This window comes from Rhodobacter sp. TJ_12 (assembly GCF_020023995.1).
Taxonomy (GTDB): domain Bacteria; phylum Pseudomonadota; class Alphaproteobacteria; order Rhodobacterales; family Rhodobacteraceae; genus Rhodobacter.
The window spans coordinates 38,815-64,172 of sequence record NZ_NRRD01000019.1 but is presented as its reverse complement, the minus strand read 5'-3'; the positions used below and the strand labels follow the sequence as shown (position 1 = coordinate 64,172).

22 protein-coding genes and 1 riboswitch are annotated in these 25,358 nt (G+C 60.5%); of the genes, 8 read left to right on the top strand and 14 right to left on the bottom strand.

Annotated elements, in window-relative coordinates:
- Positions 1 to 42 precede the first annotated feature (42 nt).
- A complete protein-coding gene (locus CKO11_RS13455) occupies positions 43 to 1,170 on the top strand; it encodes a DUF6538 domain-containing protein (protein WP_223639757.1) in 1,128 nt (375 codons plus the stop codon).
- Here CKO11_RS13455 and CKO11_RS13450 read toward each other — a convergent pair.
- From CKO11_RS13450 to CKO11_RS13435, 4 genes are all read right to left on the bottom strand, one after another.
- Positions 1,159 to 1,656 (bottom strand): hypothetical protein, encoded by a 498-nt coding sequence (locus tag CKO11_RS13450; RefSeq protein ID WP_223639753.1) that lies wholly within the window; start codon positions 1,654 to 1,656, stop codon positions 1,159 to 1,161. The genes CKO11_RS13455 and CKO11_RS13450 overlap by 12 nt on opposite strands.
- 1,234 nt (positions 1,657 to 2,890) lie before the next feature.
- A complete protein-coding gene (locus CKO11_RS13445) occupies positions 2,891 to 4,735 on the bottom strand; it encodes an NACHT domain-containing protein (protein ID WP_223639750.1) in 1,845 nt (614 codons plus the stop codon).
- A gap of 433 nt (positions 4,736 to 5,168) precedes the next feature.
- On the bottom strand, positions 5,169 to 5,636 hold the full coding sequence (locus tag CKO11_RS13440) for a hypothetical protein (RefSeq protein ID WP_223639747.1): 468 nt from the start codon (positions 5,634 to 5,636) through the stop codon (positions 5,169 to 5,171).
- Between the two features lie 257 nt (positions 5,637 to 5,893).
- Positions 5,894 to 6,211, bottom strand: coding sequence for a hypothetical protein (locus CKO11_RS13435; protein ID WP_223639744.1), 318 nt, complete (start codon positions 6,209 to 6,211; stop codon positions 5,894 to 5,896).
- A 170-nt stretch (positions 6,212 to 6,381) separates the two neighbouring features.
- Between CKO11_RS13435 and CKO11_RS13430 the strand changes: the two genes are divergently transcribed.
- The 6 genes from CKO11_RS13430 (at position 6,382) to CKO11_RS13405 (ending at position 12,671) form a co-directional block, all read left to right on the top strand.
- Positions 6,382 to 6,843, top strand: a complete 462-nt coding sequence (locus tag CKO11_RS13430) for a Bro-N domain-containing protein (protein ID WP_223639741.1) — start codon at positions 6,382 to 6,384, stop codon at positions 6,841 to 6,843.
- Complete coding sequence (locus CKO11_RS13425) at positions 6,818 to 7,216, top strand: BRO family protein (RefSeq protein WP_223639738.1); 399 nt, start codon at positions 6,818 to 6,820, stop codon at positions 7,214 to 7,216. Before CKO11_RS13430 ends, CKO11_RS13425 begins: the two co-directional genes overlap by 26 nt.
- 179 nt (positions 7,217 to 7,395) lie before the next feature.
- Complete coding sequence (locus CKO11_RS13420; RefSeq protein WP_223639736.1) at positions 7,396 to 9,270, top strand: hypothetical protein; 1,875 nt, start codon at positions 7,396 to 7,398, stop codon at positions 9,268 to 9,270.
- 502 nt (positions 9,271 to 9,772) lie between these two features.
- The gene (locus CKO11_RS13415) at positions 9,773 to 10,099 is read left to right on the top strand and encodes a hypothetical protein (RefSeq protein WP_223639733.1); all 327 of its coding nucleotides are present in this window, start codon (positions 9,773 to 9,775) and stop codon (positions 10,097 to 10,099) included.
- 44 nt (positions 10,100 to 10,143) lie between these two features.
- Positions 10,144 to 10,530 (top strand): SET domain-containing protein-lysine N-methyltransferase, encoded by a 387-nt coding sequence (locus tag CKO11_RS13410; RefSeq protein ID WP_223639731.1) that lies wholly within the window; start codon positions 10,144 to 10,146, stop codon positions 10,528 to 10,530.
- Positions 10,530 to 12,671 carry a putative bifunctional diguanylate cyclase/phosphodiesterase gene (locus tag CKO11_RS13405; RefSeq protein WP_223639728.1) on the top strand — a complete coding sequence of 714 codons (2,142 nt, stop codon included), beginning with the start codon at positions 10,530 to 10,532 and terminating at the stop codon, positions 12,669 to 12,671. Before CKO11_RS13410 ends, CKO11_RS13405 begins: the two co-directional genes overlap by 1 nt.
- 59 nt (positions 12,672 to 12,730) lie before the next feature.
- On the opposite strand, the gene CKO11_RS13400 is transcribed toward CKO11_RS13405, so the two are convergent.
- The 3 genes from CKO11_RS13400 to choX form a co-directional block, all read right to left on the bottom strand.
- Positions 12,731 to 13,180, bottom strand: a complete 450-nt coding sequence (locus tag CKO11_RS13400; protein WP_223639725.1) for a hypothetical protein — start codon at positions 13,178 to 13,180, stop codon at positions 12,731 to 12,733.
- A gap of 106 nt (positions 13,181 to 13,286) precedes the next feature.
- Positions 13,287 to 14,198 carry an alpha/beta fold hydrolase gene (locus CKO11_RS13395; protein ID WP_223639723.1) on the bottom strand — a complete coding sequence of 304 codons (912 nt, stop codon included), beginning with the start codon at positions 14,196 to 14,198 and terminating at the stop codon, positions 13,287 to 13,289.
- Positions 14,195 to 15,115: a choline ABC transporter substrate-binding protein gene (gene choX, locus CKO11_RS13390; RefSeq protein WP_223639721.1), complete on the bottom strand. Its 921-nt coding sequence runs from the start codon at positions 15,113 to 15,115 to the stop codon at positions 14,195 to 14,197. Before choX ends, CKO11_RS13395 begins: the two co-directional genes overlap by 4 nt.
- A 127-nt stretch (positions 15,116 to 15,242) precedes the next feature.
- Between choX and betI the strand changes: the two genes are divergently transcribed.
- Complete coding sequence (gene betI, locus CKO11_RS13385; RefSeq protein ID WP_223639719.1) at positions 15,243 to 15,893, top strand: transcriptional regulator BetI; 651 nt, start codon at positions 15,243 to 15,245, stop codon at positions 15,891 to 15,893.
- Between the two features lie 62 nt (positions 15,894 to 15,955).
- Here betI and CKO11_RS13380 read toward each other — a convergent pair whose 3' ends face one another.
- The 7 genes from CKO11_RS13380 to CKO11_RS13350 form a co-directional block, all read right to left on the bottom strand.
- Positions 15,956 to 18,112, bottom strand: a complete 2,157-nt coding sequence (locus CKO11_RS13380; RefSeq protein WP_223639717.1) for an esterase-like activity of phytase family protein — start codon at positions 18,110 to 18,112, stop codon at positions 15,956 to 15,958.
- 253 nt (positions 18,113 to 18,365) lie between these two features.
- Positions 18,366 to 19,871, bottom strand: a complete 1,506-nt coding sequence (locus CKO11_RS13375; RefSeq protein WP_411742018.1) for a cobyric acid synthase — start codon at positions 19,869 to 19,871, stop codon at positions 18,366 to 18,368.
- 102 nt (positions 19,872 to 19,973) lie between these two features.
- Entirely contained in the window at positions 19,974 to 20,318 is a 345-nt protein-coding gene (locus CKO11_RS13370) for a hypothetical protein (protein WP_223639715.1), read from the bottom strand.
- Positions 20,315 to 20,656 (bottom strand): cysteine-rich small domain-containing protein, encoded by a 342-nt coding sequence (locus tag CKO11_RS13365; protein WP_223639713.1) that lies wholly within the window; start codon positions 20,654 to 20,656, stop codon positions 20,315 to 20,317. Before CKO11_RS13365 ends, CKO11_RS13370 begins: the two co-directional genes overlap by 4 nt.
- Before the next feature lie 96 nt (positions 20,657 to 20,752).
- A riboswitch (cobalamin riboswitch) is annotated at positions 20,753 to 20,939 on the bottom strand.
- A 94-nt stretch (positions 20,940 to 21,033) separates the two neighbouring features.
- Positions 21,034 to 22,083 (bottom strand): lipocalin-like domain-containing protein, encoded by a 1,050-nt coding sequence (locus tag CKO11_RS13360; RefSeq protein ID WP_223639711.1) that lies wholly within the window; start codon positions 22,081 to 22,083, stop codon positions 21,034 to 21,036.
- Positions 22,073 to 24,478, bottom strand: coding sequence for an FtsX-like permease family protein (locus CKO11_RS13355; RefSeq protein WP_223639709.1), 2,406 nt, complete (start codon positions 24,476 to 24,478; stop codon positions 22,073 to 22,075). The genes CKO11_RS13360 and CKO11_RS13355 overlap by 11 nt, the downstream gene beginning before the upstream one ends.
- Complete coding sequence (locus tag CKO11_RS13350) at positions 24,475 to 25,125, bottom strand: ABC transporter ATP-binding protein (protein ID WP_223639706.1); 651 nt, start codon at positions 25,123 to 25,125, stop codon at positions 24,475 to 24,477. The genes CKO11_RS13355 and CKO11_RS13350 overlap by 4 nt, the downstream gene beginning before the upstream one ends.
- Positions 25,126 to 25,358 lie beyond the last annotated feature (233 nt).

Genomic DNA, 25,358 nt, shown 5'->3' with positions numbered 1-25,358 from the left:
GAAACCCCTCAGCTTTATCGCAAGATGGAGCGAGCGTAGAACATGGCGGAGAACAAAACAGCCCCCCACGCATTTGCCAAAAACGGCATCTACTACTTCGTGAGACGTGTGCCTGTTGATTTGTTGCGGCACTATCGGTCCAAGAAGATTTCGTATTCTTTGCGCACAAGGTCGGCTTCTGTGGCTGCAGCGCGGGCTATTCGTGCGGCGCAACGCCTCGACGAGCATTGGTATCACCTTCGGCTTCAAGACAGCGATTTGCCCGGGAAGCATCTGTTGCGGCTGGCCCCGGCCTCGAACAGCCCCCTCGCGCCACAAACGCCAGCGCCCGCCGCGTCGGAAACGGTGAAGCTCTCCGAAGCAGTCGGCATTTATTTGCGGCTGAAAGGTCAGGGTCGGCCCATCACCTTCCACCGGGGCGCGGAGCGGTCCTGCGGTTACGTCATTGATGTCTGTGGCGACAAGGATCTGACTGCCTACACCAAAGCCGATGCCAACGCCTTCCGTGATGCCCTGCTCAAGCGCAAGCTGACCGGCAGCAGCATCACGCGGATCTTCGGCACCGTGCGCTCGGTGATCAACTTTGCGGCAAGCGAAGTCGGCATTGATATGAACAACCCGTTCGGCAAGGTCTATTACGACCGCAACGCGGGCGTTTCTGATCGAGCACCGATCCCGCTTGAGAATATCCGCAAGGTGCAAGGCGAGTGCCGCAAACTCGACGATGATCTGCGTTGGCTGGTGGCGCTGGTGTCTGACACCGGGATGCGCTTGGCCGAGGGCGCGGGTCTACTCAAGGAAGATCTGAAGCTCGACGCGGCGATCCCCCATGTGGTGATCCGCGAACATCCCTGGCGCAGGTTGAAGACAAACTCTTCTTCGCGGGTCGTGCCTTTGGTCGGGATGGCGCTTTGGGCCGCACAGCGCATCCATGCACGGGTCGAAGGCAGCCCCTTCGCCTTCCCTCGTTACAACACCGGCACCCTCCGGCTCGATCTCGCGGACAGCGCGGGGGCCAGTAGTAATGTTGTCGTCGGTGAAGCTGGTGATGTTTCTTATCGTGCCCAGCCCTTGCCCCCCCCCGGTATGGGGGAAACCGCTTCCTCCCCTCATAAGGATAGGCCTCTCAGAATTTTGCCCCCAAAACATCCCGGTCAGTCACGCCGCTAGCGAGAGGCTGCCGTCAACCTCCCCCGTGGGCGGCTCAGGGACCTTCCCGCGCACCACGGCCACGACACCTGCACCCCAGAACTTGCGGCAATAGCGGTCTGCAGCTTGCGCGATGGTGCGGTAGCTCTCGGGGCTGCGCCGCCAGAACAAGTGCCTGTCTTCCCGGCTGGCCCGCAAGAGCTTGGGCATGGTCAAGACCCGCCTCAACCTTGGGCTGGCCCCGCTGCGGGCTTCCTCGATGAGGGTTTGCATGTAGCCAAGCCGCTGCGATGGCGGCAGCGTATAAAGCCTTTCTGCCAAGCGCATGGCGAGATCGAAGGTGTCGGATTGTTCCCGCTTCGTCTCGGGGCTGTGGGCTGCATTGACGGGGCAGGCTGCGCGTTTCTTGCGCTGGGCGTTCAGCTTGCGGCAGGTGGCCGAACAAAAGGTCTTGTTGCTGCGAAACGGGAAGACCGTCCCGCATTGTGGGCAGGTGCTTGTGTTCATGGGGGGATGGAGAGGTTGGGCCTGATCGCCACGACACACAGCCCCAAGACCGTCAACACGGCTTGAGGGAAGGTGGGGATGCAGGGAGGGGGAGAGGGACAACGACGCCCAAAAGCGTCATCAGTATCTATAAGAGAGGGAAGCTCAGGCTTGGAACTCAGGCTTCGACAGCGCAGCGAAACACTGAGCCAAAGCATCAGCTTTGCTGACGATGAAGACCATAGGGAAGCGACACGCTGGCAAGCGCATCTTGGGGTGGGTCTTGGGCGATAGACCTCCCCCATCCCCACACGATCAAACCCGCTGAGGAGATCGCCCTAACGGCCTCAGCCAGAAGACCTCACCGCATTGGGTGTCGCTAGAAGATCAACGCTGGCCGTGTGCTTCATGGCTGGGTGGTTGAGGCGAGACCCTGCCACATCACCCCCATCAGGTCTTCCATACCCAGATTGGTGAGATTGAGGGGACAGGAAGTGGTCAAATTCTCACTATAGCTCAACAGGTTTTTGACTAGATCGGGGAGACTGGACGCTTCAGCAGCATCGCCACACCAAAGCAGGAAATGGGTCTTTGGGAAGCGGAGCTAGACGCCATAGCTGATAAACGAGGCTTGATAGCTCAATGGGTTGGGACGAGGGGAGACAGAGTGCGGGGAGAAGCGCTAAGCCTATAGCTATAGCTACCCCTTAATGGGCTTGAGCTGCATCCCCAGATGCCCCCCTTACCCCCCACGATGATGCGTGGTCATTGGCAAGGAAGGCGGGAACGGCAGCTTCGGCTTGAGCTTGCAGTTACCCCAGAGAGGCCCCCAGAGCGTTTTTTTGCTCTGATGGTGGCACCCAATTGAGAGGCGCTGGGAGCCCCCTCAGAGCGCGAAGTATGTTAGTCGGGGTTTGCCCCTGCCAGAGACGAGGTGGTCGCCTGAGGACTCTCTCCGGGCCGCTGAGAGGCGGGTCTTGCATCGCCCAATCACTCGGGCATTCAGCTAGCCGCAGCCAATCTGATCGCGAAGGGCAATCGGTCTCGTGTGGGCGGGGAGCGGACGTTCGCTGCGAGTAGCGTCAATGGTAGCAATGTGAAGGTAGCAACCTTTGAAAAACTGAGCGGGCAGCCCCAGACAGACATTGACGCCAATTCAATAGTGTCGGCATGCGCCAGTGATTTGAGGCATTCGCTCAAATGCGCAGTGTTCACAGTTATTTAAGTTACCTATAGTATGCTCACTCCCAGTACGTCACGAGTACTTTCGCTTGATCAAGGCCCCCAAGCCGCGCTTTCGCTTTTCTTGCTTTTTCAGTAGGTGTTCGTGGAGGCACGAGATTCCGTGCTTTATGTGCGCAGCGAATAAATGTGCTTCGATCCTGAGGAGTTTGGCGTTGTTGGTGTGGTGAATTTTTATCTCACCGCCAAACTCTTTTTCGAGGATTGCCACGTTGTCTTCTGCCTGCCTCTCCTCTACAGATGAACACGCTTTCATCTCCTCACTGTATTCGTCATAGTATTTTCGAAGGGCCTGTGTCATTAAGAAGGTTGCGGAGCCGTCACTTTGTACATAGGCGGTGGACTTCTCTTGCTCGTCCCCGTTTTCGTTGTGTCTTGTGGTGGCTTGGACAAGAGAGAAAAACTTCGACAATATACCTGCTGGATTTGTCGTTGGATCAACGGTTGAAAGTTTCTTCACCATCTGCTCGACATTCGGCAAGAGGAACTCGTCTTCGAAGTAGGTGCGGTCCATATCGGCAATCATCTCAATGGTATCGTCCGACCTGAAGGTCTCCGTGAGCCAGCCGATCTTTTCTTCAAGAGAGAGTTTTCTATCTACGGTTACAAACTTGGCATAAAAATACTCCTGGAAGGATCGGTGCGCAAACTCGTAGAGCAATCCAACACGCTCCATAATGGAGATTGCCTCCCTAAAATCACGTATGACGTCCGCAACCTCGGCCTCAATCCCACATGAGGCGATAGCTTCGCCTACAAAGGTAGCCATCTGCTCATCATTAAATGAAAACGTCCTCTCCACATAGGAAAGCGCGCAGAAGAACATAAACGCTCTTTCTAGTTGGTCCATTGATAGGCTTGAAAAGAGCTCCCGCTTATACCTGCCCTTTGACACGTCGTGCTCTCTCGCCAAAACGTCGAAACACTTTGCATAAAAAATATGGCGCTTCTCTGGAATTTCGCCGAAGGAATCGTATGTGAGAAGCATCATTGCAGAAAGCAGCGGGTTTGATAGGAAGTCCTTGTTGCTTTCAAAAACTCCCGATTCCAAGTCGGAAAGGAAATCCGACTTCTTCTCCTCGTCAAAATTAAGTTTCTTGATGTACTCGACGACTTTTCCCAAATCGAAAGGCAAGAGCCTTGCTTCCGAAAAGCCTTCCCAGGAAACAAAATCGTCGGACGGGCGGCTTGTAACAATAATAGCACACTTACTATAGCTCCTTGCCAGTCCGTTTATCTCGTCTGAAATCTGCTCGCGAATGTCTTGGTTGAGTTCATCGAAGCCGTCCAGCAATAGGTAGAAGGCACCAGACTTAAGCCCATAGTCGAACTGGGCTCTCGTAAAGGAATCGCAGCACTCGCGAATTGACTCGTACAGCTGTGAAAGGAGTAAGCCTTTCTTCTCGCTTGCTCGATTTAGCGCCCTCAACTCGAAAAAAACCGGGTAGTAAGTATGCCCACGCTCAATGACTTGGCGGAAGGCATGTTTCAAGAAAACAGACTTGCCGCTACCCGCAAGGCCGGTGATGATGACTTTGGCTCCCTCTCTATTTACATTGTCTAGGAAATCGTTTGAGGGCGTCGTCTTTCCTTTCATTCTGAAATCTGGCGCAACAAAGCACTCTTCAAGTGCTACAGGATCATTTCTGTTCAGGAGCGTTTTCAACGTTTCGCATTTCGCGTAGTTTGCCTCCAGATATGTCGGCAACCCCTTATCGAGCAAAAGCTTAATCTGCTCGAATTTGTCCTTGACGAACTTGAGGGAGATTTTATCTACGAGACTGGCGGTAGATTTTTCAATAGCTTTTGCTGTCCCCGCGCTCACGGCGACGGCTGCTGCACTACTAAGTTCGATCACTTGCTATACCTCGTTTGAAATATGGCGACTTAAGCCTTGAGACGCCATTCAAAGTCCACTACCCGCGATGTTAGATGAACTCGCGAACAACTGCTAGTGATTGCAACCGGCACGTATTTCGTGACCGCGGCGCAAGTCAAGATCTTGCCCGACCAGTTAAAACCCAGGTCGGGTTTCTGGTTGAGGACCGGTCACTAGGCGAAGGGAGCTTGAACTTCAGTTCTGGGCCGAGCACGCGGATCAGGCAGTCAACCTCGCAACCGGCGGATTGCGGTCTGAGGGCCGTGCGACATGGCAGTCGCCGCTAATCCGAGAAAGCAGTCGTGCACACCCGGCGACGGACGCGTTGCCTCTAGGTGGGTCGGCTACGGCCCGCCAAGGAGAATGGTCACATCATCAGAGCCGTCGCATGCCTCATCACGTTGAAAATTTTTCAATCAAACTGGCGTCTCATAACGAATTTTGTGTCACATATTTCTCCTTTGTCGTGATGCCAATAGATGTTCCTTCCGCTAATCTTATTCTTGTCCCTCATCATGCGGAGAACAGTGGCGCCCACTATTCGGTTTGCTTGATCAACTTCCTTGAAAATTAGAACTGCTTGATCGCGTGTAATTCGTCCGACATATTTATATATATGACGCCTGATTCCTTCGTCGGCCTGCTTTACCGCTGTTTTAGCGCTTCCGAGCAGTATGGGACCAAATGTTCGTATTTTCATTTCTCCGTAAACCTCTTCTCCAACGAGAATGTTCCAGTAACCGCTGAAGCCACGTTCTGTACGAAAAATCCCCGATCCTGCTTTTGCAATAAAAAACAAAGGTGGAAGCGCGACTCCGGAAAACAGCCATTCTTTATTATCTATGACCCAATTGTAAATTATATCTAGTGAGAAATTCATGCACTGATGTCCGGCTTGGTGAAGGTCACGGTACAAGTGTAATCTACAATAGGGTGAAATTCTGCGATCGGAATGCGACCTAACGGCTTGGTCGTCGGGCTAGGGAGACGCACTTTGGGGCACAGCAAACTCTATCCGACCTAGGTGAACGCCTTACGAATGACGCGGTACTATGCATGAATGTCCGCTTTCAGGCAGGTGCTGCTTAGGTGCATTACCAAACGAAAGGCCACTTTGGGCCGTTCCGCTCGCACCAGCTAGACCCGCTTGTAGCGTTGCACCTGCTTCACCATCTCCTTGAAGTCATCCAGTGCCGCGATCTGAACCTTGCTAAGCTTGGTGCGGTCCATATTGGCTTGATCAATCAACACATCAAGGGCTTCTGACATGCGCCCTATCTGCCGCCCGTAGCTGCCGACCTCATCCAAGATGCGCCGTTCAATCTCAGGCTTCTCGGTGCGGCCTAGGTCGATGTTGATGAAGCCGATCTGCCCGACATTCTCAAACCAGTTCGACCAAGTCTCGAAAGCCTGTGTCACCGCACCGCCAAAGGGGGCCGTCATTCGCATTGCCATGGCTTGTCTCCAAGGTTGTGACCTCTGCAGTGCAGCATTGGCCTGGCCATGCGTCAAGCTTTTGCGGCTTTGCAGCTAAGACCTGAGCGTGTGCCGGGAAATAAGTTCCACCATCGCTCAAGACAAACCCGCCGCGCATCAAGCGGCCCCGACAACTGGAAAGGAAACCCATGAGCAACATCACCAGCTTCACCTTCAACCACATCGCCACTGGCTCCCGCGCTGTCCGCGTGATCGAGCTTGAGGGTGAGCCTTGGTTCGTCGCTAAGGACGTGTGCGATGTGCTGGGGCTGACCAACGTGACTGAAACGCTGAATAAACTCAGTCCGACTGAAGTAATTCGCCTCAAGATCACCGAAGAGCGCGGTTCGTCGAACAAGCTCGTCTGCGAGAGCGGCCTCTACAAGCTGATCATGTGCTCCGACAAGCCTTCTGCCTTCGACTTCCAGCACTGGGTCACTGGCACCGTGTTGCCCGCCATCCGCAAGGACGGTGGCTACATCATGGGCGAGGAGAAGGTGGTCACCGGGGAGATGGACGAGGATGAACTGGTCCTTCGCGCCATTGAGGTTCAGAAGCGCAAGATCGAGCGCTTGCGGGCTGAGCGTGATTCAGCGCGTCACCAAGTCTAATGCCTATCAGGTGGAGATTAGCCTTCGCGTTATCGAGCTTGAGGGTGAGCCTTGGTTCGTCGCCAAAGATGTGTGCTACGTGCTGGGCATCGTGAACGTGACGCACGCCCTGTCAAACTTTAGTCAGACTAAAGTTAGAGACTTCCGCATTCCCGGCACAGCGGGGCGACCGTCCAAGCTTATCAGCGGCCCGTACCGTGTCCGCCCGGAGTTCCTGCATCTGTTCCGCGAAGGCCATGATCACAAGCGTCGCTGCAGGGGGATCTGCCCGACCGCTGACGGGGTCAAGCTGCTCACCAGGCTTTATCCCGAGAACAAGCTGACCATGCTGAGGGGCTATGCCCCCTCGTCTTCCATGCCGACCACTGACTGACCACGCATCATCGTGGGGGGTAGCTGTTGCGAGCTATCGCTTCAGGCTGACGCTTGTCGCTCCCCGATGCCCCGCCGATGCCGTGAGACCTGCTTGCAGGCTGCTGGGTCGAGCCGAGGCTCCGGGCCTGGCTTTCCCCCACATTACGCATCTCCACCAAACCCACCAAGATGAAGACCATGAACGACCTGAGTTTCCAGGCCGCAGCTATCCACTTTTGCGATGGCTTGTCGGCTGATGCGTCCAGCCTCCCTGAGCTGGTCAAAAACCCATTAAGCTATAGTGAGAGTTTGACTACTTCGCCGTCCCCCTCCCTCATCGACACGGTGATGGAAGACCTGAAGAGGGAATTGACGAGGCGGGATCTCGCCCCAACCACCCAACAGCTGACCGCCTTGCAAGCGTTGCTCTCGACGCTATCGGCTCTGGCGCAAGGGCGCTGCTCCCCTGAACTGGTGGTCTGTGACCTGGCCCCCGGGATGGGCAAGACCACGGCTTTGGCGCTGTTTCTGCGTCACCTAGCTCGCGCAGCTGATCATGATGAGGTGGGGGTGCTGGTCTGTCTTCCCTTCTTGGATGAGATCGAGCGTCTTGTGACGGAAACGGGTCTTGGGGAAGGAGAGATCGCGGTGATGTGGTCGGACCCTGACCGCGCCTTGCCGACATCGACCCCACCAGACCAGGCACAGATCCTGATCATCACGCCTCAGATGCTGATGCGCCGGTGCGGGACTGGGCTATTGGCAGAGTGCCGGGACTTCCACTTCCTCGGGCAACCGCGCCAGCTGCGGGTTTGGGACGAGACGATGGACCCGGCACAGGTGGTCACGCTCTCGACCGATGATTTGGGCGGTTTGCTGGCCCCGATCCGCAGCCTCAACACTGATCTCGCTGATACCCTTGCAAAGATCCAGCTGCAGCTCGCCACCGCCAAACCGCATCAGCTTGTGCAACTGCCCGAGATCCCGGCCTCCCTGCGGGTCTCCGTGTCCCAGGTCGATGATGGGGTCCAAGATCCCCTGGCCAGGCTTTACGCCCTGTCTGGCAAGGTGGTGAAGATCTGCAACGGCAGCGGGAAGCTGCGTATGGCGCTCGACATCCGAGACAGCCTGCCTGCTGACTTCGCCCCGGCGCTTGTGCTCGATGCCTCGGCCTCGGTGCGCGGCACATGGGCGCTTTGGCGACAGCAACCGGGAGGGCCAAGGCTTTTGCCCGGTGCCCGCAAGGACTACGGGGCGCTGACCATCCACCTGATGGAGCGGGGCGCAGGCAAGCAAAGCTGGCAGAAAGACGGGGAGCGGCTTGCCCGAGAGGTTGCCGCCGTGATCGACAGCAAGCCCGATCAGCGCTTCTTGGTCGTGCATCACTTGGCCCCGGGCGGGGTGCAGCCGGTCAAGCTGATCAAGCGCTTCATCACCACCGACCCCAGCCGGGTCAGCTTTCTGCATTGGGGGCGGCATATGGCGACCAACGCTTTCCGCGATGTGGAGAACGTGATCCTGGCCGGTGTCATGCGCCTGCCCGAGAGCCAGCACATCGGCTTGGCCCATGCGAGCCTGGGGCTTCCCATCACGGCAGAGCTTCCAGCTGACGCTGTCGCGCAGATCGAGGTGGGTGAGTTTGCCCATGCGGTGTTGCAAGCGGCAGGGCGTGGCCGGGTGCGCGGTTGCAAAGAGGGGCGCTGCCCATCTTGCGATCTCTACATCATCGCCCCAGGCAAGAAGACCAAGGCGCTGCTGCAAGCCACCTTTCCAGGTGCAAGGGTGAAGCCGTGGAAACAGCAAAACAAACCGCTGAAAGGGCGGCAGCAGAAGGAGCTGATCGCTTTGATCGACGCCAGCCGACACCAAGACCCCACCGCTCCGATCTTCTTCGCGGATCTGATGGCAGGGCTTGGCATAGCGGATCGGGCCAACTTCAACCGGCTGTGCCGCCATCCTGATGTTGCCGCTGAGTTGGCGCGGCGGAACCTGCAGCGGGTGCAGATCCACGCCAGCCGGGGCGCTGATGCCTTCCAGCCGATGTTTGGCCCGGTGGTCCCGCCCGGTGGATAAAGACCCCGGAGGTTTTGGGGTCAAAAATCTGAGCGCCTTCCCCTTATTAGGCGATGGTCGCTTCCCCCCGGTGGGGGTGGGCGCTCGGAAATCTCACGGCTTGGGGCGTGAAGGGCTGGCGCGGGAAACGACACCACCGCTCCAGCCTGGCCCCGGGTCTGCCCCGTTCGGCTGGCGTAGAACAAATCGTAGAACAGACGACGCCTGTTGACCTACCCCCGCCGATGGCGTTAGCCCTTGTTTTGCTGAGGCAAATGGCTGACGCGGTGCCTGTAACGGGAAACAAACCAAAAAACGCAAACCCTCCGCCGGCACCAAAGCTTTTCGTTTGAAGAGCGAGGCAACTGCAAACTGCGGATTGGTCCCCCCCGGTCAGCATCGGTCCCCCATTTATGGTTAAATTGATGTATTTTCTCCTTTCGCCTTAAAGGAGCGACAAGGCGTTTCGTTGCATTTTCAAAAGGTAATTCGAAAATGGCACCGATCCTGGGAATTCCGCCTGATGCGCTCTTACCTGATCCTTCTTGGCATTGTCGCTTTCACGATCCTTGGCGATTACGCTCTTAAATCTGCGGCGATGCGCAACGCGCCCCTGACCAGCAGTTGGTTTGGCGCCGGGGCGGTACTTTATGCCGCCACAGCGGTCGGCTGGGTCTGGCTGATGCAAACCCAAAATCTTGCCCAGATCGCCGTTCTTTACAGTTCGGCCACGATCCTTGGGCTTACGGCTGTGGGCGTCGCCTTTTTCGGAGAAACGCTTTCTTTGCGGCAAGTGATCGGCCTTGGGGCTGCACTTTTTGCCGTGGTGATCATGGAAAGCGAAGCTTGAGAATGTAAACGAAAAATTAACCATAAGGCCGCACGATGCTTCTAGTGAACCACTATGTCTCGCAAAGCCCCATTCACGGCTTGGGTGTTTTTACCAAAGAGCCGATCCGAAAAGGCGATACGGTCTGGAGGTATGACCCGATGTTCGATGTGGACATCCCCGCCAGCGCATTGGCACTGTTCCCCGAAGAGGCTGTGGAAACCGTGCTGCATCATGCGGAGTATATCCCGCATTTGCAGCTTTTCCGGCTTGGTAATGACGGCGATATGTTCATGAACCACGCCGACCGGCCCAGCCTGATTGATTGCGGCGAAGAAATGATCGCCGCCGCCGATCTTGAGGCCGGTGCGGAACTCACGTGCGATTACGCGCACGTCTGCGTCTTGGGTTATCACAATCAGCGGGTGATGCTGCAGGAGGTCGCCGCTTGATGCGCAGCAACACCCTGCCGCGGCAGATTGTAGCCCTTGTGACTGCGGTTTTGCTTGCGGTGTTGGCGGTGTTGTGGCTGTCGCTTCTCTCTGTCCGCCAGACGATGGATCAAAACGCGGTGGAGGAATCCTCCAAGCGGGTGATCGGGCGTATTCAAAGCCTTCAGGAAGAGGTGTCGCTGATCGCGAGCGACTATCATAACTGGACCGATCTTTATGTTGCGGCCCGTGACCTGGCGGTTGATCGGCTGGCCTCGAATTATGGCATCACCGCAGAGCGGGGCGATGTCTTCCAATATGCCGAGCTGTTTGACGGGCCGCTGCCCGATCCGCTTTCTTGGCAAGCTGGTGCTGGCCTTGCTCCGCAAACCGGACTTTTGCGCCCGGCGACACGTGAGGTTTTGCGCGAACAGGTCCACAAACTTGACAGTTCGACGCGGCAAACCTTCGATTTCTTTGGTATCCGCGATGGGAAGCCAGTGATGTTTTCGGCCTCTTACCTTCTGCCGGAAAACCGCCAGCTTTTAGAGACGGTGGCGCTAGAAAACGCGGCCATTGCGGTGATTGGCAAGGTTTTGGAAGACGCCCGCCTGCGCGACATGGAACAAGAACTCACCATCGCTGGGCTTGATGTGTTGTCGGAGCCGCCGCCTGCGGGGCAGGTCTTTATCACGCTTGCGGGGGTCACCGGAGAGCCTATCGCCTGGATGCGCTGGTCGCCGCCGCGCCCGGGGACCCTGCTTTTTTGGAAAATGTTCCCGATCATGGGCACGTTCAGCTTTGTTTTCGTGGCAATTTCTTATTGGGCAGCAATGCTTTTACGCTCCAAAGCGGCCGGTTTGATTGCCAGCGAGGCCCGCTCGTATGACCGGGCGCGCAGTGACGCGCTGACCGGCTTGCCAAACCGCTATGCGATGCGCGAGCATCTGGGCAAATTGCACAAGCGCAGCGATTTAGGCTGTGCCGTGATCGCCATTGATCTGGTGCGCTTCAAGGTGATCAATGACACCGTCGGGCATTTGGGGGGCGATGCCTTTTTGGTGGAATTTTCGCGCCGTCTGAACACTTTGGCCGACAAGCACACCTTTGTCGCGCGCTATGGCGGGGATGAATTCTTTGTCGTCGTCGCGGCAAAAGACGGGCTTGAAGAGATCGTCGCGCAAAAATGCATGATGTTGCAAAATCTTTCGGAGGCACCGATCACCTGCCATGGTGTCAGCTTTGAGGTTTTGGCCTCGAAGGGGCTTGCCTTCCATGACACGCAAACGATGGATCACGAGGACCTTTTGCGCCGCGCGGACCGGGCGATGTATTCGGCCAAGCTGCACGAGACATTTGAGGTGGTGCGCTATGACAAGGCGATGGAAACCGAAGATCTTGACCACAAACATATCGAAAAGGAACTGCGCCGCGCTCTAAGTGATGGCAGCGGTTTCACCATGTATTATCAGCCGATCTTGCCCGCCAGCGGTGACCCGGAACAAATGCGCTACGAGGCGCTTGCGCGGTGGGTGTCCCCCGACTTGGGTCCGGTGCCGCCGGATCGGTTTATCAAGGTGGCCGAGGCCAGCGGCTTGATCATGCAACTGGGCTGGATCTTGTTGGAGCAGGTCTGCGCCGATATGCAAAAGCTGCACGGGGCCAAGGTCAGCATCAATGTTTCGCCCACGCAATTGATGAGCCGTGGATTTGCCGAAAAGTTCACCCAGCGGGTTCGGGCACATGGCATTGACCCCGCGCAGATAGAGGTGGAGGTCACAGAACAAATCGTGCTGCGCGATGACCTGACCATCTCGCAAGAACTGATCACGCTCAGCGCCAATGGCTTCACCCTTGCGCTGGATGATTTCGGCACCGGCTTTGCCTCGATCGGATTTTTGACGCGCATGCCCTTTGACGTGTTGAAGATCGACCGCTCTTTTGTGCGCTCCATCGAAGAGGGGCAGCAGGGCATCAAGATGATCAAATCGATTGTCGGTCTTGCGCGTGCCATGGATTTGAGCATCATCGCAGAGGGGATCGAAACCGAAACCGATGCTGCCCGGTTGCGCATCATCGGGGCCGATTTTCTGCAAGGCTATCACTTTGGGCGGCCAGCCCCGCTTGAAAGCCATCTTGCCGCCGTGGCGGGCCCGTCCTGAGCGCGGGCAGAGGCCCCGGTCGGTGCCGGGGCCGCTCGCGGCGCTTGCCGCATAATGTCTTAGAAGGTCCAGACGCGGGTGCCGCTGGCGGTGAGCGCCGCGCCCATCGCGTCGGGGGCTGCCACGGTAACACCATCGATCAGCGCATCGGACGCCGCGCCCTTGCCCGGCAGGTAGATCGCGCAGACCTCTGCCTTCGCGCCTTTCTGGATCGCGGCCTTCAGCAGGGCTTGCGGGCTCATGTCCCGCGGCGGTTGCCCCGCCGTGGCGCTGGCCGGTGCATCTTTCAGTGCAATATCGCCCGCCGGGCGGCACAGCAGAATTTGCGTCGAGATCCCCCGCTGGACCGCTTGGAGCGTGAGGATCATGCTCATCAATTGGGTTTGCGGGTTTTCGGAGGTGACGACGGTGGCAAGCGTGCGGACATCTTGCGCGGCCAGCGGGGGCGCGAATCCGGGCGTGGTCACAAGTGTCAGCGCGACGGCGGTGGCTTTGAGAATGTTCTTCATGGTTGGTCTCCCTTGCGGTGTCATGGCTTCGCGGGGGACCGTAAAGAAGAGGCAGGCGGAACGATGTGACTTGTTCACACGCGCCGCGCCCCCTCACGGCTTCGTGTTATAATATAGCGTTTGGCGCGGGTGCGTGCCGCATCAGCCAATCAAGGCAGGCGCGTCCTGTCTGGTCATCCATCCAATGCCCCAAACCGGGCCGCAGGCTGAACTGTGCGTTTGGCATCTCAGCGGCCAAATCTTGCGCGGCGCTAGAGTGGATGCAGGGATCTTGCGCGCCATGGACCAAAAGCGCCGGAATTGTTTGGCGGGTCAGCGCGGCTTTCCAAGGTGGTGTGGTGGTGATCGCCAAAGCCTGCCGCAGGTAGCCGCCATTATCGAGCGCGCGTCGGATAAGTGCGGTGGCAAGATCACGGTTTTCCGCGCTGTGCAGCGGCATCTGCCCCAAAGAGAAATGCGCATTGCTGGCGCAGATGGTGGCGATCCCTGCTGCCTCGGACGGAAAGGGCAAAAAAAACCGCTCCATCAACTGCATCGAGGCGGCATCTGCGGTGATGTTGGCATCGCCCCCGGTGCTCGACAGTGAAATGAGCCCCGTCAGCCGTTGCGGCGCCTGCACCGCCAGCAGTTGCGCGATCATGCCGCCCATCGAAAAGCCGATGGCGGCAAAGCGCCCGATGTGCAGATGGTCGGCCAAATCCAAAACGTCTTGCGCCAAATGGGTCAGATCATAGGGTGCCAAAGCGGGCGCGCTGCCCGCCCACGAAAAACCGGCGGGGATCTGGGTGAACGGGCCGCCACAACGCGCCGACAGGCCAGAATCGCGGTTGTCGAGCCGGATCACCCGAAACCGTGCCGCCAGCCCCGCGACAAGCGTATCGGGCCATTCGATCAATTGCATGCCAAGCCCGGCGATCAAAAAGACCGCCGGGGCATTGGGGGCGCCGTCGTCGCGGTAGCAGATCCGCCCCCCGGTCAGATCGGCAAATCGGTCCGGCGCCAATGCGACCGCGCTCAAAGGTTCAGATCCGCCTTGATGGTGGGCAAAGCCTCCGCGCCATCGCGCGTCGTAACCCCGTCAAGCCAGCGCTCCAGAACCTCTGGATGATGGCCAATAAGCTTGCGGGCGGCGTCTTTCGGGCTCAGCCCCTCGTCCAAGATATAGCCCATGCCCTCGCTTTCGAGCGCGACATCGAAGGTGAGCTGTTTCAGCAGTTTGCCGACCTGCGGGCATTCCGACAGATAGCCTTGGCGCACTTGGGTCGACACGGTCGCGCCACCAAAATTGGGGCCGTAATAGTCATCGCCCCCTTCAAGATAGGCGATATCGAAATTGGTGTTCATCGGATGCGGCGCCCAGGCCAGAAACACGATCCAGTTGTCGCGGCGCACTTCGCGTTCGACTTGGGACAACATGCCCTGTTCAGAGCTTTCCTTGACCTCCCAATCGCCCAGACCGAAGGCATCCTTTGCAACGATATCAAGCATAATCTCGTTCGAGCCGGGCTCGATGCCATAAAGTGTCTTGTCGAATTGTTCGGCATGCGCGGCCAGATCGGCGAAAGAATGCACCCCGGCCTCATAGACATAAGAGGGCACGGCCCAGGTGAACTTGGCCCCTTCCAGATTGGTTTGGACCGTTTCGATGGTGCCGTTTTCACGATAGGCGTTGAAGTAAGTTTCCATCGCCGGGTCCCAATAGCCCATGAAAACATCCAGATCGCCACGCTCCATCGATTGATAGATCACCGGAATCCCCAAGATATCGGTCTTGGTCTCGTGGCCCATCCCCTCAAGCAAAACCTGCGTCACCGCCGAGGTGAGCGCCAGATCGGTCCAGCCCGGTTCTGCCAGACGCACCATGGCACAATCGGCCGAAGCCGGAAGGGCAGAGACGATCGCAAGCAGGCCTGCCGATGCAAGAAGCTGTTTCATGTAAAGATGATCCTTTCGGGTTATAGATTGACCGATTGGTTTATTAACTTCATCCTTGAATAGATTGATCGCTCAGTCAATCTAATTTAGGGATTTGGCCCAAAGTCGCGGCAGATGAGGCGTCCGGATGGGGCGAAGAGATATTTCCGAAATCCGGCGCGCCGAATATGCGGCTGCGGCCTATCGGGCGCTGATGCGCTATGGCAATCAGGCCACCTCGCTTGCCCGTGTGGCCGAAGAGGCGGGCGCTTCCAAGGCGAATGTCTTGCATTATTTCAAGAACAAAGAGGCGCTTTTGGCGGCGGCCTTGCGTCATGCCAATGCTGAGCTTTTGCGCGAAGCGGTGCTGCTTTTGGGGGAGGCACAGACCCCGCTGGAGCGGATTTATGCGGTGATTGAAACGAACTTGTCGCCGACCTCTTTCCGCCCGCAGGTGGCCCATGCGTGGATCGCGCTTTGCGCCGGGGTGCCCTATGTGCCCGCCTATCAGCGTATTCAAACGGTGATTTATGCGCGGATGCGCTCCAACCTGATGGGCCCGTTGCGCCATTTGCTGCCAGCTGCAGAGGCGGCGCTGATGTCGGATCTGATGACCACGGCGATTGACGGGATCTGGCTGCGCTGTGGGCTCAGCCTGAACGGGGTCACGCAACAGGAAGCCCGCGCGCAACTGGAAGCGGTGCTGGATGCCCGTTTGCCCGAAAGCGCCGAACGCCGCGCGGCTCGGGCCCGCATGCATGAGGTCGCCCGCATTTTGATCAAGGCGCGCAACGGATAAGGGGGGCCAAAAACCAAACAGCCCCCGCAGATGCGGGGGCTGCCGGGTGTATGGGCGTCAGATCAGGGTTTGACGGCGAAGAACATCGTCTCGCCCGAGTGGTCATCGACGCCATCATTGTCGGTCGAGACCCAAATCGTGCCGTCTTCCGTGATCGCAAGACCTTCAACCTTGTCAAGCACATAGCCGCCCGTTGCCGTCAGATCGGGCAGCAGGTCGCGCACCAATTCCTTTGACACGAGCGGCAGATCGCCACCAAGCGGCGCGGGCGTCATGTCGGCCAGCGGGATGCGGTAGATTTTCTTCGTCACCGCGCGGAAATCGTGCTGGTTGTCACGCTCCACCACATAGACGTAATCGCCATGCGCGGTGATTTCCGACAGGCCAACCCAGCCCGTTTTCGGCGCGGCTTTTTCATAGCGCACCGCGCCCCATTCGCCGGTCTCGATATTGTAAGAGACCAGCTTGACGTGGTTTTTCGGGTCGTCTTTCCATTCGCGCTGCACCGCCATCCAAAGCGTGTCGCCAATGCGGGTAATGCCTTCAAAGCCAAAGCGCTTTTCGACCGCCATCAACTCTGCCGGAAGGCCGATTTCTTCTTTGATCGCGCCCTTGGCATTGATGTGGTAAAGCGCATGCGGCACCACGCGGTCCGTGCGGCCCTCGGACGCGACCCAGAAGCCGCCCTTGCCATCCAGCGTGATCCCCTCAAGGTCCAGCTTTTGCGCCGGATAGCCTTTGCGCGTCACGCGAATGGCCTCAACGATCCGGGCCGGGCTTTGCGTGGTGTCGATCTTAAAGATCGTCGGCTGGAACCCGTAAAAGCTGTCATTCACCGCCCAGACAATGCCGCCTTCATCCGCGACCATGCCCGAAATTGCGCCCCAGCCGGTCAATTCGTCCATCCCGGCGCTGGTCAGATGCGGGTAAACGGCGGGCGCGTCTTGATATTCGAACACCATCACATGCGCACGCGCGCCACCATCTTCGATCAGATCGCTTTCATTGGCTGAAACCAAAAGATTGCGCGCCGGGATCGTGACATAGCCTTCCGGCCCCACGCCCGAGGGCAGCAGTTGTTTCAAGACCGGGCTGGCCGGGTCGGTCACATCATAGACCCCCACGACCGAGGCACGCTCGGCCCCAACAAACACCATCGGCGTGCCCTCAAATTCCCCGAAGGTAACCGATTCCGGCTCCACGCCCTTCGCGTCCGAGCGTTTGTCGGGGTAATGGCCGATCTGCACGATGGCATGTTCAAAGCTGGTGCCGCTGTCATAGACCACGGTCCCGTCTTGCGCAAAGATCGTCCAGCCGCGCGAGCCGCCCTCGTAATCGCCCTCGTTCGCGGTGGCAAAATGGGTGTCATCGATCCAGGTCACGGCATCGGGTTCGCGTTTGCGGCCCATCTGCGACTCGGTGAAAATCAGCGCGCCGCGCTCGTCTGTGGCATCGATGCCTTCCAGATCAACCGCCCCGGCCGAGAAATGCGACAGCACCTTGCCCGTTTTCGACACCACAACGATATGGTTGTTTTCTTGCAGCGTGACGACGGTTTCGCCCTCGGCATTGATCGAGACATATTCCGGTTCCGGATCGCTGGGCGCAATCTCGGCAAGGCCGGTCAGATCGACGGTCTTGATCGCGGCGCAATCCAACTGGCCATCGTTAAGCGGCAGCAGTTGCAGGGACCCGGCGGGCATCTGCGGCAGCGCGCCATCGTTCAGGTCTTCGTCGCGCTCATTCTCGATCGCCACGGCCAGAAAGCTGCCATCGGGGGCTTTCGCCACGCTATCGGGCTGACCGGCCAGCGCGCATTCGCCAACCATCTTGCCGCTGGCCGTGTCAATCGCGACCATCTTTCCCGAGGGGGCAGTGTAGCTTTCCGACGTGTTCACCCCCGCAAAGGCCATCGTGCCCAAAACAGCCACGCTGGTCGGTTCGCCGCCAAGCGCGATAGCGCCTTTTGGCGCGGGCCGGGCCGGGTCTGTGATGTCGATCATCCCCAGCGCCCCCAGCGGGCTATCGGTATAGACCAGCGTCATGCCATCGGCGGTGGCGTCGATGATCTCGGCCGAGCTTTCGCGGGCGATGTCTTCGCCCTCGGCCATGTTCATCACCACCGGGAAGGAAGCGATGCGATTGAAATTCATTTCGGCATGCGCGGTGCCAGCGGCCAAGGCCAGCAGCGAGGTCAGGCCCAGAAGGCGTGCGGTCATGTGACTCCCCGTTCATCTGTGGATACCCCCGCGTGATGGGGGGACCGCGTAACAGCCTCTTGTCGAAATCATGTCGCTTTCACGAAAGCCCCAAGACAGGCTGGCCCCGATGCGCCTGCCGCATCGCCGCTTGTCCGTTCCCGCTTTGATCAGCCCGCAGACTGGACGGGGCGTTCGCGCATCCGGGGGGCATTCACGCGCGGTCGCGCCTGTGCCGGACAGGGGGTGACGATACAGGCAAGAAACCGGCCTATTACCGGGCCAGATCAAGCAGCGCGTCCAGATCAAGGTCTTGTGCGATCTCATCGGCAAAGGCATCAAGCGCGGCATCAAGTCGGGCGGTCTGATCCACCTGCGCGGCCCGCGCGCCCTGTGTGGCAAGCCACGCGGCGCGAAACGCTGCCGCGCCGAAAAGCCCGTGCAGATAGCATCCCATCACCTTGCCATCGGCGCTGATCGCCCCCTCGGCCTGTCCATCGGGGCGCAGCCATGGCCGCGCCATGCCGGGCCCGGCACTTTCGCCCATATGCATTTCATAGCCCGTCACATGGGCGCCGGTGATCGCATCTTGCGCATCGATTTCGCGCAGCCGCTTTGCCGGGCCGATCACGGTTTCCAGATCCAAAAGCCCCAGCCCTTCGGTGGTGCCGGGCGGACCTTCGATCCCATCGGGGTCATGCACTTTGTGGCCAAGCATCTGAAACCCCGCGCAAATACCCACGATCCTGCCGCCCCGGCGCAGATGCGCGCGCAGGTCGATATCCCAGCCCTCGGCGCGCAGCGCCGCAAGTGCCGCGCGCGTCGCTTTTGAGCCGGGCAAGACCACCACGGCGGCCTCCGCCGGGATCGGCTGTCCCGGGCGCACCCAGCGCACATCCACGCCAGGTTCCGCCGCGAGCGGGTCCAGATCGTCAAAATTCGCCACCCGCGGCAGGTCCAGCACCGCCACCACCAAAGCCCCCGCCGTGCCGCCCTTGCGCGCGATGCCAAGCGAGTCTTCCTCCGGCAAATGCCGCGCGGCTTCGGACCAGCGCAGCACGCCCAGCACCGGCCAGCCCGTCTCGGCGCGGATATCTTCGGCGGCCGGGGCGAAAATTGCCGGATCGCCGCGAAATTTCGTCACGATCACCCCGGCCACACGCGCGCGTTCCGACGCCGTCCAAAGATGATGATGGCCAATCGCCGCCGCCGTGACCCCGCCGCGCGACTCGTCCCCCAACAGCACCACGGGTAGGTCGGCGGTCTCTGCCAGCCCCATGTTGGAAATGTCTTGCGGGCGCAGATAGCGTTCCGCGCCGCTGCCTGCGCCTTCGATCAGCACAAGGTCATGGGTCTGTGCCAGCCGGTCAAGGCTGTCCACGACGCGCGGGCGCAGGCTTGGCTTAAGCTGTTGATATTGCGCCGCGCTATAGCGCCCGAGCACCTGCCCCTGCACGACCACCTGCGCATCCACATCGCTGTCGGGTTTCAGCAGCACCGGGTTCATATGCACCGATAGCGGCACTCGGGCCGCGCGCGCCTGCAAGGCTTGCGCACGGCCAATCTCGCCGCCATCGGCGGTCACGGCGGCATTGTTGGACATATTTTGCGCCTTGAAAGGCGCAACCTTCAGCCCGCGCCGCGCATAAGCGCGGGCAAGCCCGGCCACCAACAGGCTTTTGCCCACATCCGAACTGGTGCCCAGCACCATCAAACAACGGCCACGGCGCGGCGCGGCGGGCTGGGGCTGCGGATCGGGCACGGGCGGGCAAGAGGGCATGGTCAAATCCGTTCAGCAGGCAAAGCGATCAGGCGAAAGCTCCTGCCGGGTAGGGGCAGGGGCCTTGGCCCGCGCGGGTCGGGCCAAAGCATAGGGGGCAGATCAGTGCAGCGCCACTGCTCTGGTCACGATTTTGGCGGCTGCGCGGCTGTGTGCCGCCTCGCCTGCCTCGGTCAGTTCTGTCAGCGGCACCTCGGGCGCGACATCGCCCCAAAGCCATGTCCCGTCGGCGGTGGCACGCCACACCGCCGGGCAAAGCTTGTCGCCACAACACAGATTGGCGGTGCCGCTGATCTCGAAGTCCTCGGTCACCGGGGCCAAGGAAATGGCCGCGCCCAAGCGGCGCAGAAAGGCAAGACCGGGGCTGCAAGGCGCATTGCAGTGGCGGCAGGTGACCGAGCTGACCACGGGTTGCGCGGGCGCGAAAGCGGGGGCCATATTCGTCATGCCATCCCCCTCGGCGCGGGTTTGGGGCGCGCCCGTGGCGGGGTGGTTTGCGGCTTCCCCGACCACGGCTGCGGATAGTCGAGCCATTTCTGAATGAAATTCCACGATTGTTCGTAGCCGTCATGCGGCAGCGCGCAGGCCGAGCAATCCTTGCGCGTCAAGCCATTCCCATCGGTGTAGGTTTTGTAGGGGCCCGGGCATTCATAGCCGATGAGCGGGCAATAGCAAAACAGGCAGTTGAAATCACGCTTCACCCCCTGATGGCAGGGCAAAAAGGGGCAAGCCGCATTGGTAAAGCCCTTGAAGGCTGCATTCTGAGTGGTTTCTTTCGGCTCCATACCGGTCCTCTGGCTCAGGTTCTGGTCTAGTGCCGGAAAGCGGTAAGGGGACAGGCCCCGGACAGACCGGGGCACCCTGCCTCCGGGCCCGCCGCCCGGGATGGTCGATGGCCTGGCAGGTCTCCTGGCTTACGGCTCGAACGCCCGCCGCGCCTTCCCGATCAAAGATCAGTGGCCTCGCTTTGGGCTCGCCGCTTACAGTTGCGGGGGCAGCGCCGGACTTGCACCGGCTTCCCTCTTCGCCCGCAGCATCACCTGCGGGACCAAGGCGCGCGCAGGATGCGCGCGCGGGGGCAAGCTGTCAATCCACAGCATCTTACAGACCAAGGCATCTTTTGGGCCACGGCGTATTGCGGGGCGCCCCGGCGGGTTTGGGGTTAGGGCGCGTAACCGGTCATTTCGAGATAGCCGACCCCGGCATGGCTGCCCGACACGGTCACCGGCCCCTCCCAATAGGGGACAGAGACATCCATCCATGCCTTCGGCGTCAGAGCCTTTATCGTCACATCCACCCCTTTGGCGGGCAGACGCAACCGCCATGTCAGCGGCAGATCACGCCCGGCCACCTGTTGCCTGTCTAACGGGGTTGCCATGAACGCCCCATCAGGAAAGGGCGTGGGTGTGCCATCGGGGGCGATCCATGTCGCGGCGGTAAAATCCTGTGTCCCGCGCAGCACAAAGCCCATCATCCGCGCGCCATCGTCAAAGCTTAGCGAAAACCAGTCCCAGCCGCTTTGATCCGCCGCCAGCAGTTGCGAGGACCATTCGCGGTCCAGCCACGCCGTGCCCGTGACCGGCACCGGGCCCTCGGGCAAGGTCAACTGCCCCGAAACCGTGTAAAACGGCTGCGAATAATAATGGCTGGCCTGACCGGCGGCAGATTTGACCGAATAGCCCTTGGTACCTTGTAAGACCAAGGGGCCGGTCGCCTGCAACGTGACCTGATAAGCGAAATCGGTGCCAGAGGCGGCAAGCTGCACCCGGTCGAGATCCGGCCCGCGCATCTGCCAGTCATCGATCCACGCCTCAAAGGGGGCGGCCCGCACCCCGGCCTGCCCGATGCCGCCGCGTGCACGCCGTTCGGCCACATAATGCGCGTTGGGGGTGGTGACGGCGGCATGGCCCATCCACAATTGCGGGCTTTGCCAGCCCTGATGCTCCTGCCCCTTTCGTTCTGGCGCAAGGGCAGAACGAAACAGCGTCCATTGCAGCCCATAGGGCGTGCCGTCGGGCCCGGTCAGATTGGCGGTCACATACCACCATTCGATGCGGAAATCGGGATGGGCGCCGTGATCTTGGGGGAAGCGTAGCACGGTTTCGGGATTGGGCTGGGTGAAGTCCTGCGGCGTCGTGCCCAGCCCGGCAAAGCCCTGCGCGGCGGCTTGAAGCGGCAAGAAGATGCACAAAAGCAGTGCTTTAGCGTTCATTGCGAAACACCCCCAAAAGCTGTGCGGGTGGCAGGCGTGCCAGTTGCAGCGCAGGCCATAGCGCGGCCAGCGCCGCCGCGGCCAAAGCCAGCAAGTTGAGCCGCGCGTAATCGGCCGGAAACAGGAACATCGGCAGCCGCCAGCCAAAGGCCTCCACATTGACTACCGCCAAAAGCGCCCATGCCAACGCAAGCCCCAGCGGCAAGGCCAGCGCCCCGGTCAGCGCTGCCAGCACCAGCGCGCGGGCAAGATCAAGCAACGCGAGCCTGCGCCGCGTCAGCCCCAGCGCCCAAACCGGAGCCAGTTGCGGCAGCCGCATCGCCGCCAGCGTGAGCAGGCTCATCAGCATCGCAAAACCTGCCACCGCCAAGGTCAGCAGGTTCAGCGCGGTGGTCACGGCGAAGGTGCGCTCGAACACGCTTCGCGACAGCGCCTTGAGCGCGGCCTGATCGATCATCGCATTCTCGGCAAGGCCGATCTTTTGCGTCAGTTCTTCTTGCAAGGCGGGCACCTGATCGGGGGCAAGCCGCAAGCCAAAACGGCGCGGGGCGACCTGCGGGAAGCTTTTCTGAAACAGCGATTCAGACAGGCTGACCTGCCCGACCGGATTGCCGTAGTCGCCGTAAATCCCCACGATCGGCAGGCGCAGGCCCTGAGCAAGCGGGATCACATCGCCCAATTGCAACGCGGCGCGGCGGTAAAGCTGTTCATTGATCAACACGCCTTCCCCCTTGGCAAAGGCGTCCCAAGCGTTTGGAATGGACTGCAAAAAGCGCCAATTGTCGCGATAGGTTGGATCGTCGCGCAGCCCATGCAGCGTGGCAGGCTGCCCGGCAATTTTGGTGTCCACGCTCATCAGCGGCAGCACCGCGCGGACCGGTCCATCTGCCAGCGCTTCGATCGCGGCGGCTTGGCGTGCATCGGCGGCTGTGACGTAAAGCTCAGCCGCCAAGCGCTGATCCAGAAAGCCGGTGAAGGTCAGCCGGAAAGATGACACCATGGTAGATACGCCGACATTGGCCGCCATCGCCAGCAAAAGCGCCATCAAGGCCAGCGACAGCCCGGGCAGTTGTTGGCGGCTATCGGCCCAGAACCATTGCGCCACAGGCCCTTTGGCGCGCGCTTGGGAAAGGCGCAGCACCACGCCCAAAAGCGGCGGCAGTGCCAGCGCGCCCCCCAATAGCAACGCGCCCAGCATCACAAAGCCCGCGCGCAGCCCCGTGCCCCAAAGCGCCAGCGCCCAAGCAAGGCCCAAAAGCCCCAGTGCCAGCGCAGCTTGCAGCGCAGGGCGTAGCGCGCGGGCGCGTGCTTGCGGTTGTGCACTGGCCAAAAGCGGCATCCGCGCCAGCGACCAAAGCGCCCCCGCGCCCGCCAGCGCCGTGCCGCCAAGCGCGAGCGCAAGGCCCGAAAGCCACCATGCGGGCCGCAAAGCCAGACTGCCCGAAACCTCGGCCCCGTAAAGGCCGCGCAGGCTGGCGGCCACATCGGGCAACAGCGCCGCCGCCACCCCATAGCCAAGCGCGACGCCGATCGCGCCTGCAATCAGCGCGAAAGCCGCAAGTTCCAGTGCCATCAGCGCCAGCAGCCGGGGCAGCGGCACCCCCAACGCGCGCAGGTTGCGCAGCATCGCCCGGCGTTGCTCAAACGCAAGCCCGATCGCGCCATGCACGATGAACAACCCCACCGCAAAGGACAAAAGACCAAAGGCGGTCAGGTTGAGGTGAAAACTATCCGTGAGCCGCGCCATATCGGCGCTTTCTTGCGGGGGGATGAGTTCCAGACCCGGCGCGATTTCGGCCAATGGGCGGCGGGTCAGCGGCTGATCGGGGGCCAACAGCAGCCGGTCGATCTTGCCCGCGCGGCCCAAAAGTCTTTGCGCGACGCCGATATCGGTGATGACGGTATTGGGCGCAACATCGGGGGCAGCGATGCGCGCAGCGGTGACCGTGGCGGGCAAACGATCCAGTGCATCGGGCGGGCCAAAAACCTGCCCCGGTCCGGTCAAAAATGCGGTGGGCTCGGCTTGCGCGCCCTCGGGGGTTGGCAAAAGCCCCATCGGCGCGGTCAGCGGGTCGATCCCGATAAGGCGGACCGGGCTTTCCTTGCTCGGGCGCAAGCGACCCTCGATCAACGGCGAAACATCCCAGCCCGCGCGGCGCAGCGCAATATAAGTGTCTTGCGCGATGGCGTCACCGGAGGTGGGGCGCAGCATGGCAAAGCGGGTTTCGCCCAAGGTCGCGGCGGCGGCGGCATAGCTTGCGCGCGCCTCGGCATTGATCGCTTGCACCCCGGCCCAAAGTGCGGTGCCCAAGGCCAGCCCCGCGACCAGCGTGATCCATTGCAACGGATTGCGCCGCCAATGCCCGATCAGCGCGGCCCAGATCGCGCGGTTCACGTCAAAACCCCGGCGTGCAGATGCGCGCGGCGGGGCAGTTTCGCCGCCAGCCGCGTGGAATGGGTCACCAAAACCAGCCCGGCCCCGGTTTCCGCGACCAGGTCACACAAAAGGTCAAACACGCCATCGGCGGTGCTTTCGTCCAGATTGCCGGTCGGCTCATCGGCCAGCACCAGTTGCGGTGCGGCGGCCAAGGTGCGGGCAATCGCCACGCGCTGTTGCTGCCCGCCCGAAAGCTGTTCGGGATATTTGCGCAGATGCGCGCTGAGCCCCAGCCGAGCGGCCAAAGCGGCGGTTTTGTCTGGATCATGGCGCCCGGCCAGCCGCGCCTGAAAGGCGATATTGGCCGCCACATCAAGCGAGGGGATCAGGTTGAATTGCTGAAAGATCACCCCCACCGTTGTGCGGCGCAAACCGGCGCGCGCGGCGTCGGAAAGCCCGGTCAGATCGGTGCCGGCCAGCGCCACCCGGCCCGCATCGGCGGTGTCGAGCCCGCCCGCCAGATGCAATAGCGTGCTTTTGCCCGACCCCGATTCCCCGGTCAGCGCCAGCATGTCGCCTGCAGCCAGGCGCAGCGAGACCCCGCGCAGCACCGGCGCATCCGCCCCCGGATAGGTCTTTTCCACGCCTTGCAGATCAAGCAGCATCTTGCCTCCTGTACCCCGCCTGGGCTCCAAAATATGCCACGCAGGCAGCAGGGAAAGGGCAGGCTTGCGGATTTCGCCCCGCGCGCGCTGGGCGAACCGTCAGGGGCTGCGCCCCCGGACCCCCGCTTTTTCGGGGGCGCGGCCCTCCCGGCCCCCGGGATATTTGCACAAAGCCGAGGGGCAGGGGGCCAGAATGCGGGCGGGGGCGGGTGCGCGCCCTTGACCCGCGCGCC

Bases quoted from the DNA above. Each gene is read 5' to 3' on its own strand.
- CKO11_RS13455 (WP_223639757.1), top strand. From the start codon at position 43: ATGGCGGAGAACAAAACAGCCCCCCACGCATTTGCCAAAAACGGCATC.
- CKO11_RS13450 (WP_223639753.1), bottom strand. From the start codon at position 1,656: ATGAACACAAGCACCTGCCCACAATGCGGGACGGTCTTCCCGTTTCGC.
- CKO11_RS13440 (WP_223639747.1), bottom strand. From the start codon at position 5,636: ATGAATTTCTCACTAGATATAATTTACAATTGGGTCATAGATAATAAA.
- CKO11_RS13435 (WP_223639744.1), bottom strand. From the start codon at position 6,211: ATGGCAATGCGAATGACGGCCCCCTTTGGCGGTGCGGTGACACAGGCT.
- CKO11_RS13430 (WP_223639741.1), top strand. From the start codon at position 6,382: ATGAGCAACATCACCAGCTTCACCTTCAACCACATCGCCACTGGCTCC.
- CKO11_RS13420 (WP_223639736.1), top strand. From the start codon at position 7,396: ATGAACGACCTGAGTTTCCAGGCCGCAGCTATCCACTTTTGCGATGGC.
- CKO11_RS13415 (WP_223639733.1), top strand. From the start codon at position 9,773: ATGCGCTCTTACCTGATCCTTCTTGGCATTGTCGCTTTCACGATCCTT.
- CKO11_RS13405 (WP_223639728.1), top strand. From the start codon at position 10,530: ATGCGCAGCAACACCCTGCCGCGGCAGATTGTAGCCCTTGTGACTGCG.
- CKO11_RS13400 (WP_223639725.1), bottom strand. From the start codon at position 13,180: ATGAAGAACATTCTCAAAGCCACCGCCGTCGCGCTGACACTTGTGACC.
- choX (WP_223639721.1), bottom strand. From the start codon at position 15,115: ATGAAACAGCTTCTTGCATCGGCAGGCCTGCTTGCGATCGTCTCTGCC.
- betI (WP_223639719.1), top strand. From the start codon at position 15,243: ATGGGGCGAAGAGATATTTCCGAAATCCGGCGCGCCGAATATGCGGCT.
- CKO11_RS13380 (WP_223639717.1), bottom strand. From the start codon at position 18,112: ATGACCGCACGCCTTCTGGGCCTGACCTCGCTGCTGGCCTTGGCCGCT.
- CKO11_RS13375 (WP_411742018.1), bottom strand. From the start codon at position 19,871: ATGCCCTCTTGCCCGCCCGTGCCCGATCCGCAGCCCCAGCCCGCCGCG.
- CKO11_RS13370 (WP_223639715.1), bottom strand. From the start codon at position 20,318: ATGACGAATATGGCCCCCGCTTTCGCGCCCGCGCAACCCGTGGTCAGC.
- CKO11_RS13365 (WP_223639713.1), bottom strand. From the start codon at position 20,656: ATGGAGCCGAAAGAAACCACTCAGAATGCAGCCTTCAAGGGCTTTACC.
- CKO11_RS13360 (WP_223639711.1), bottom strand. From the start codon at position 22,083: ATGAACGCTAAAGCACTGCTTTTGTGCATCTTCTTGCCGCTTCAAGCC.
- CKO11_RS13350 (WP_223639706.1), bottom strand. From the start codon at position 25,125: ATGCTGCTTGATCTGCAAGGCGTGGAAAAGACCTATCCGGGGGCGGAT.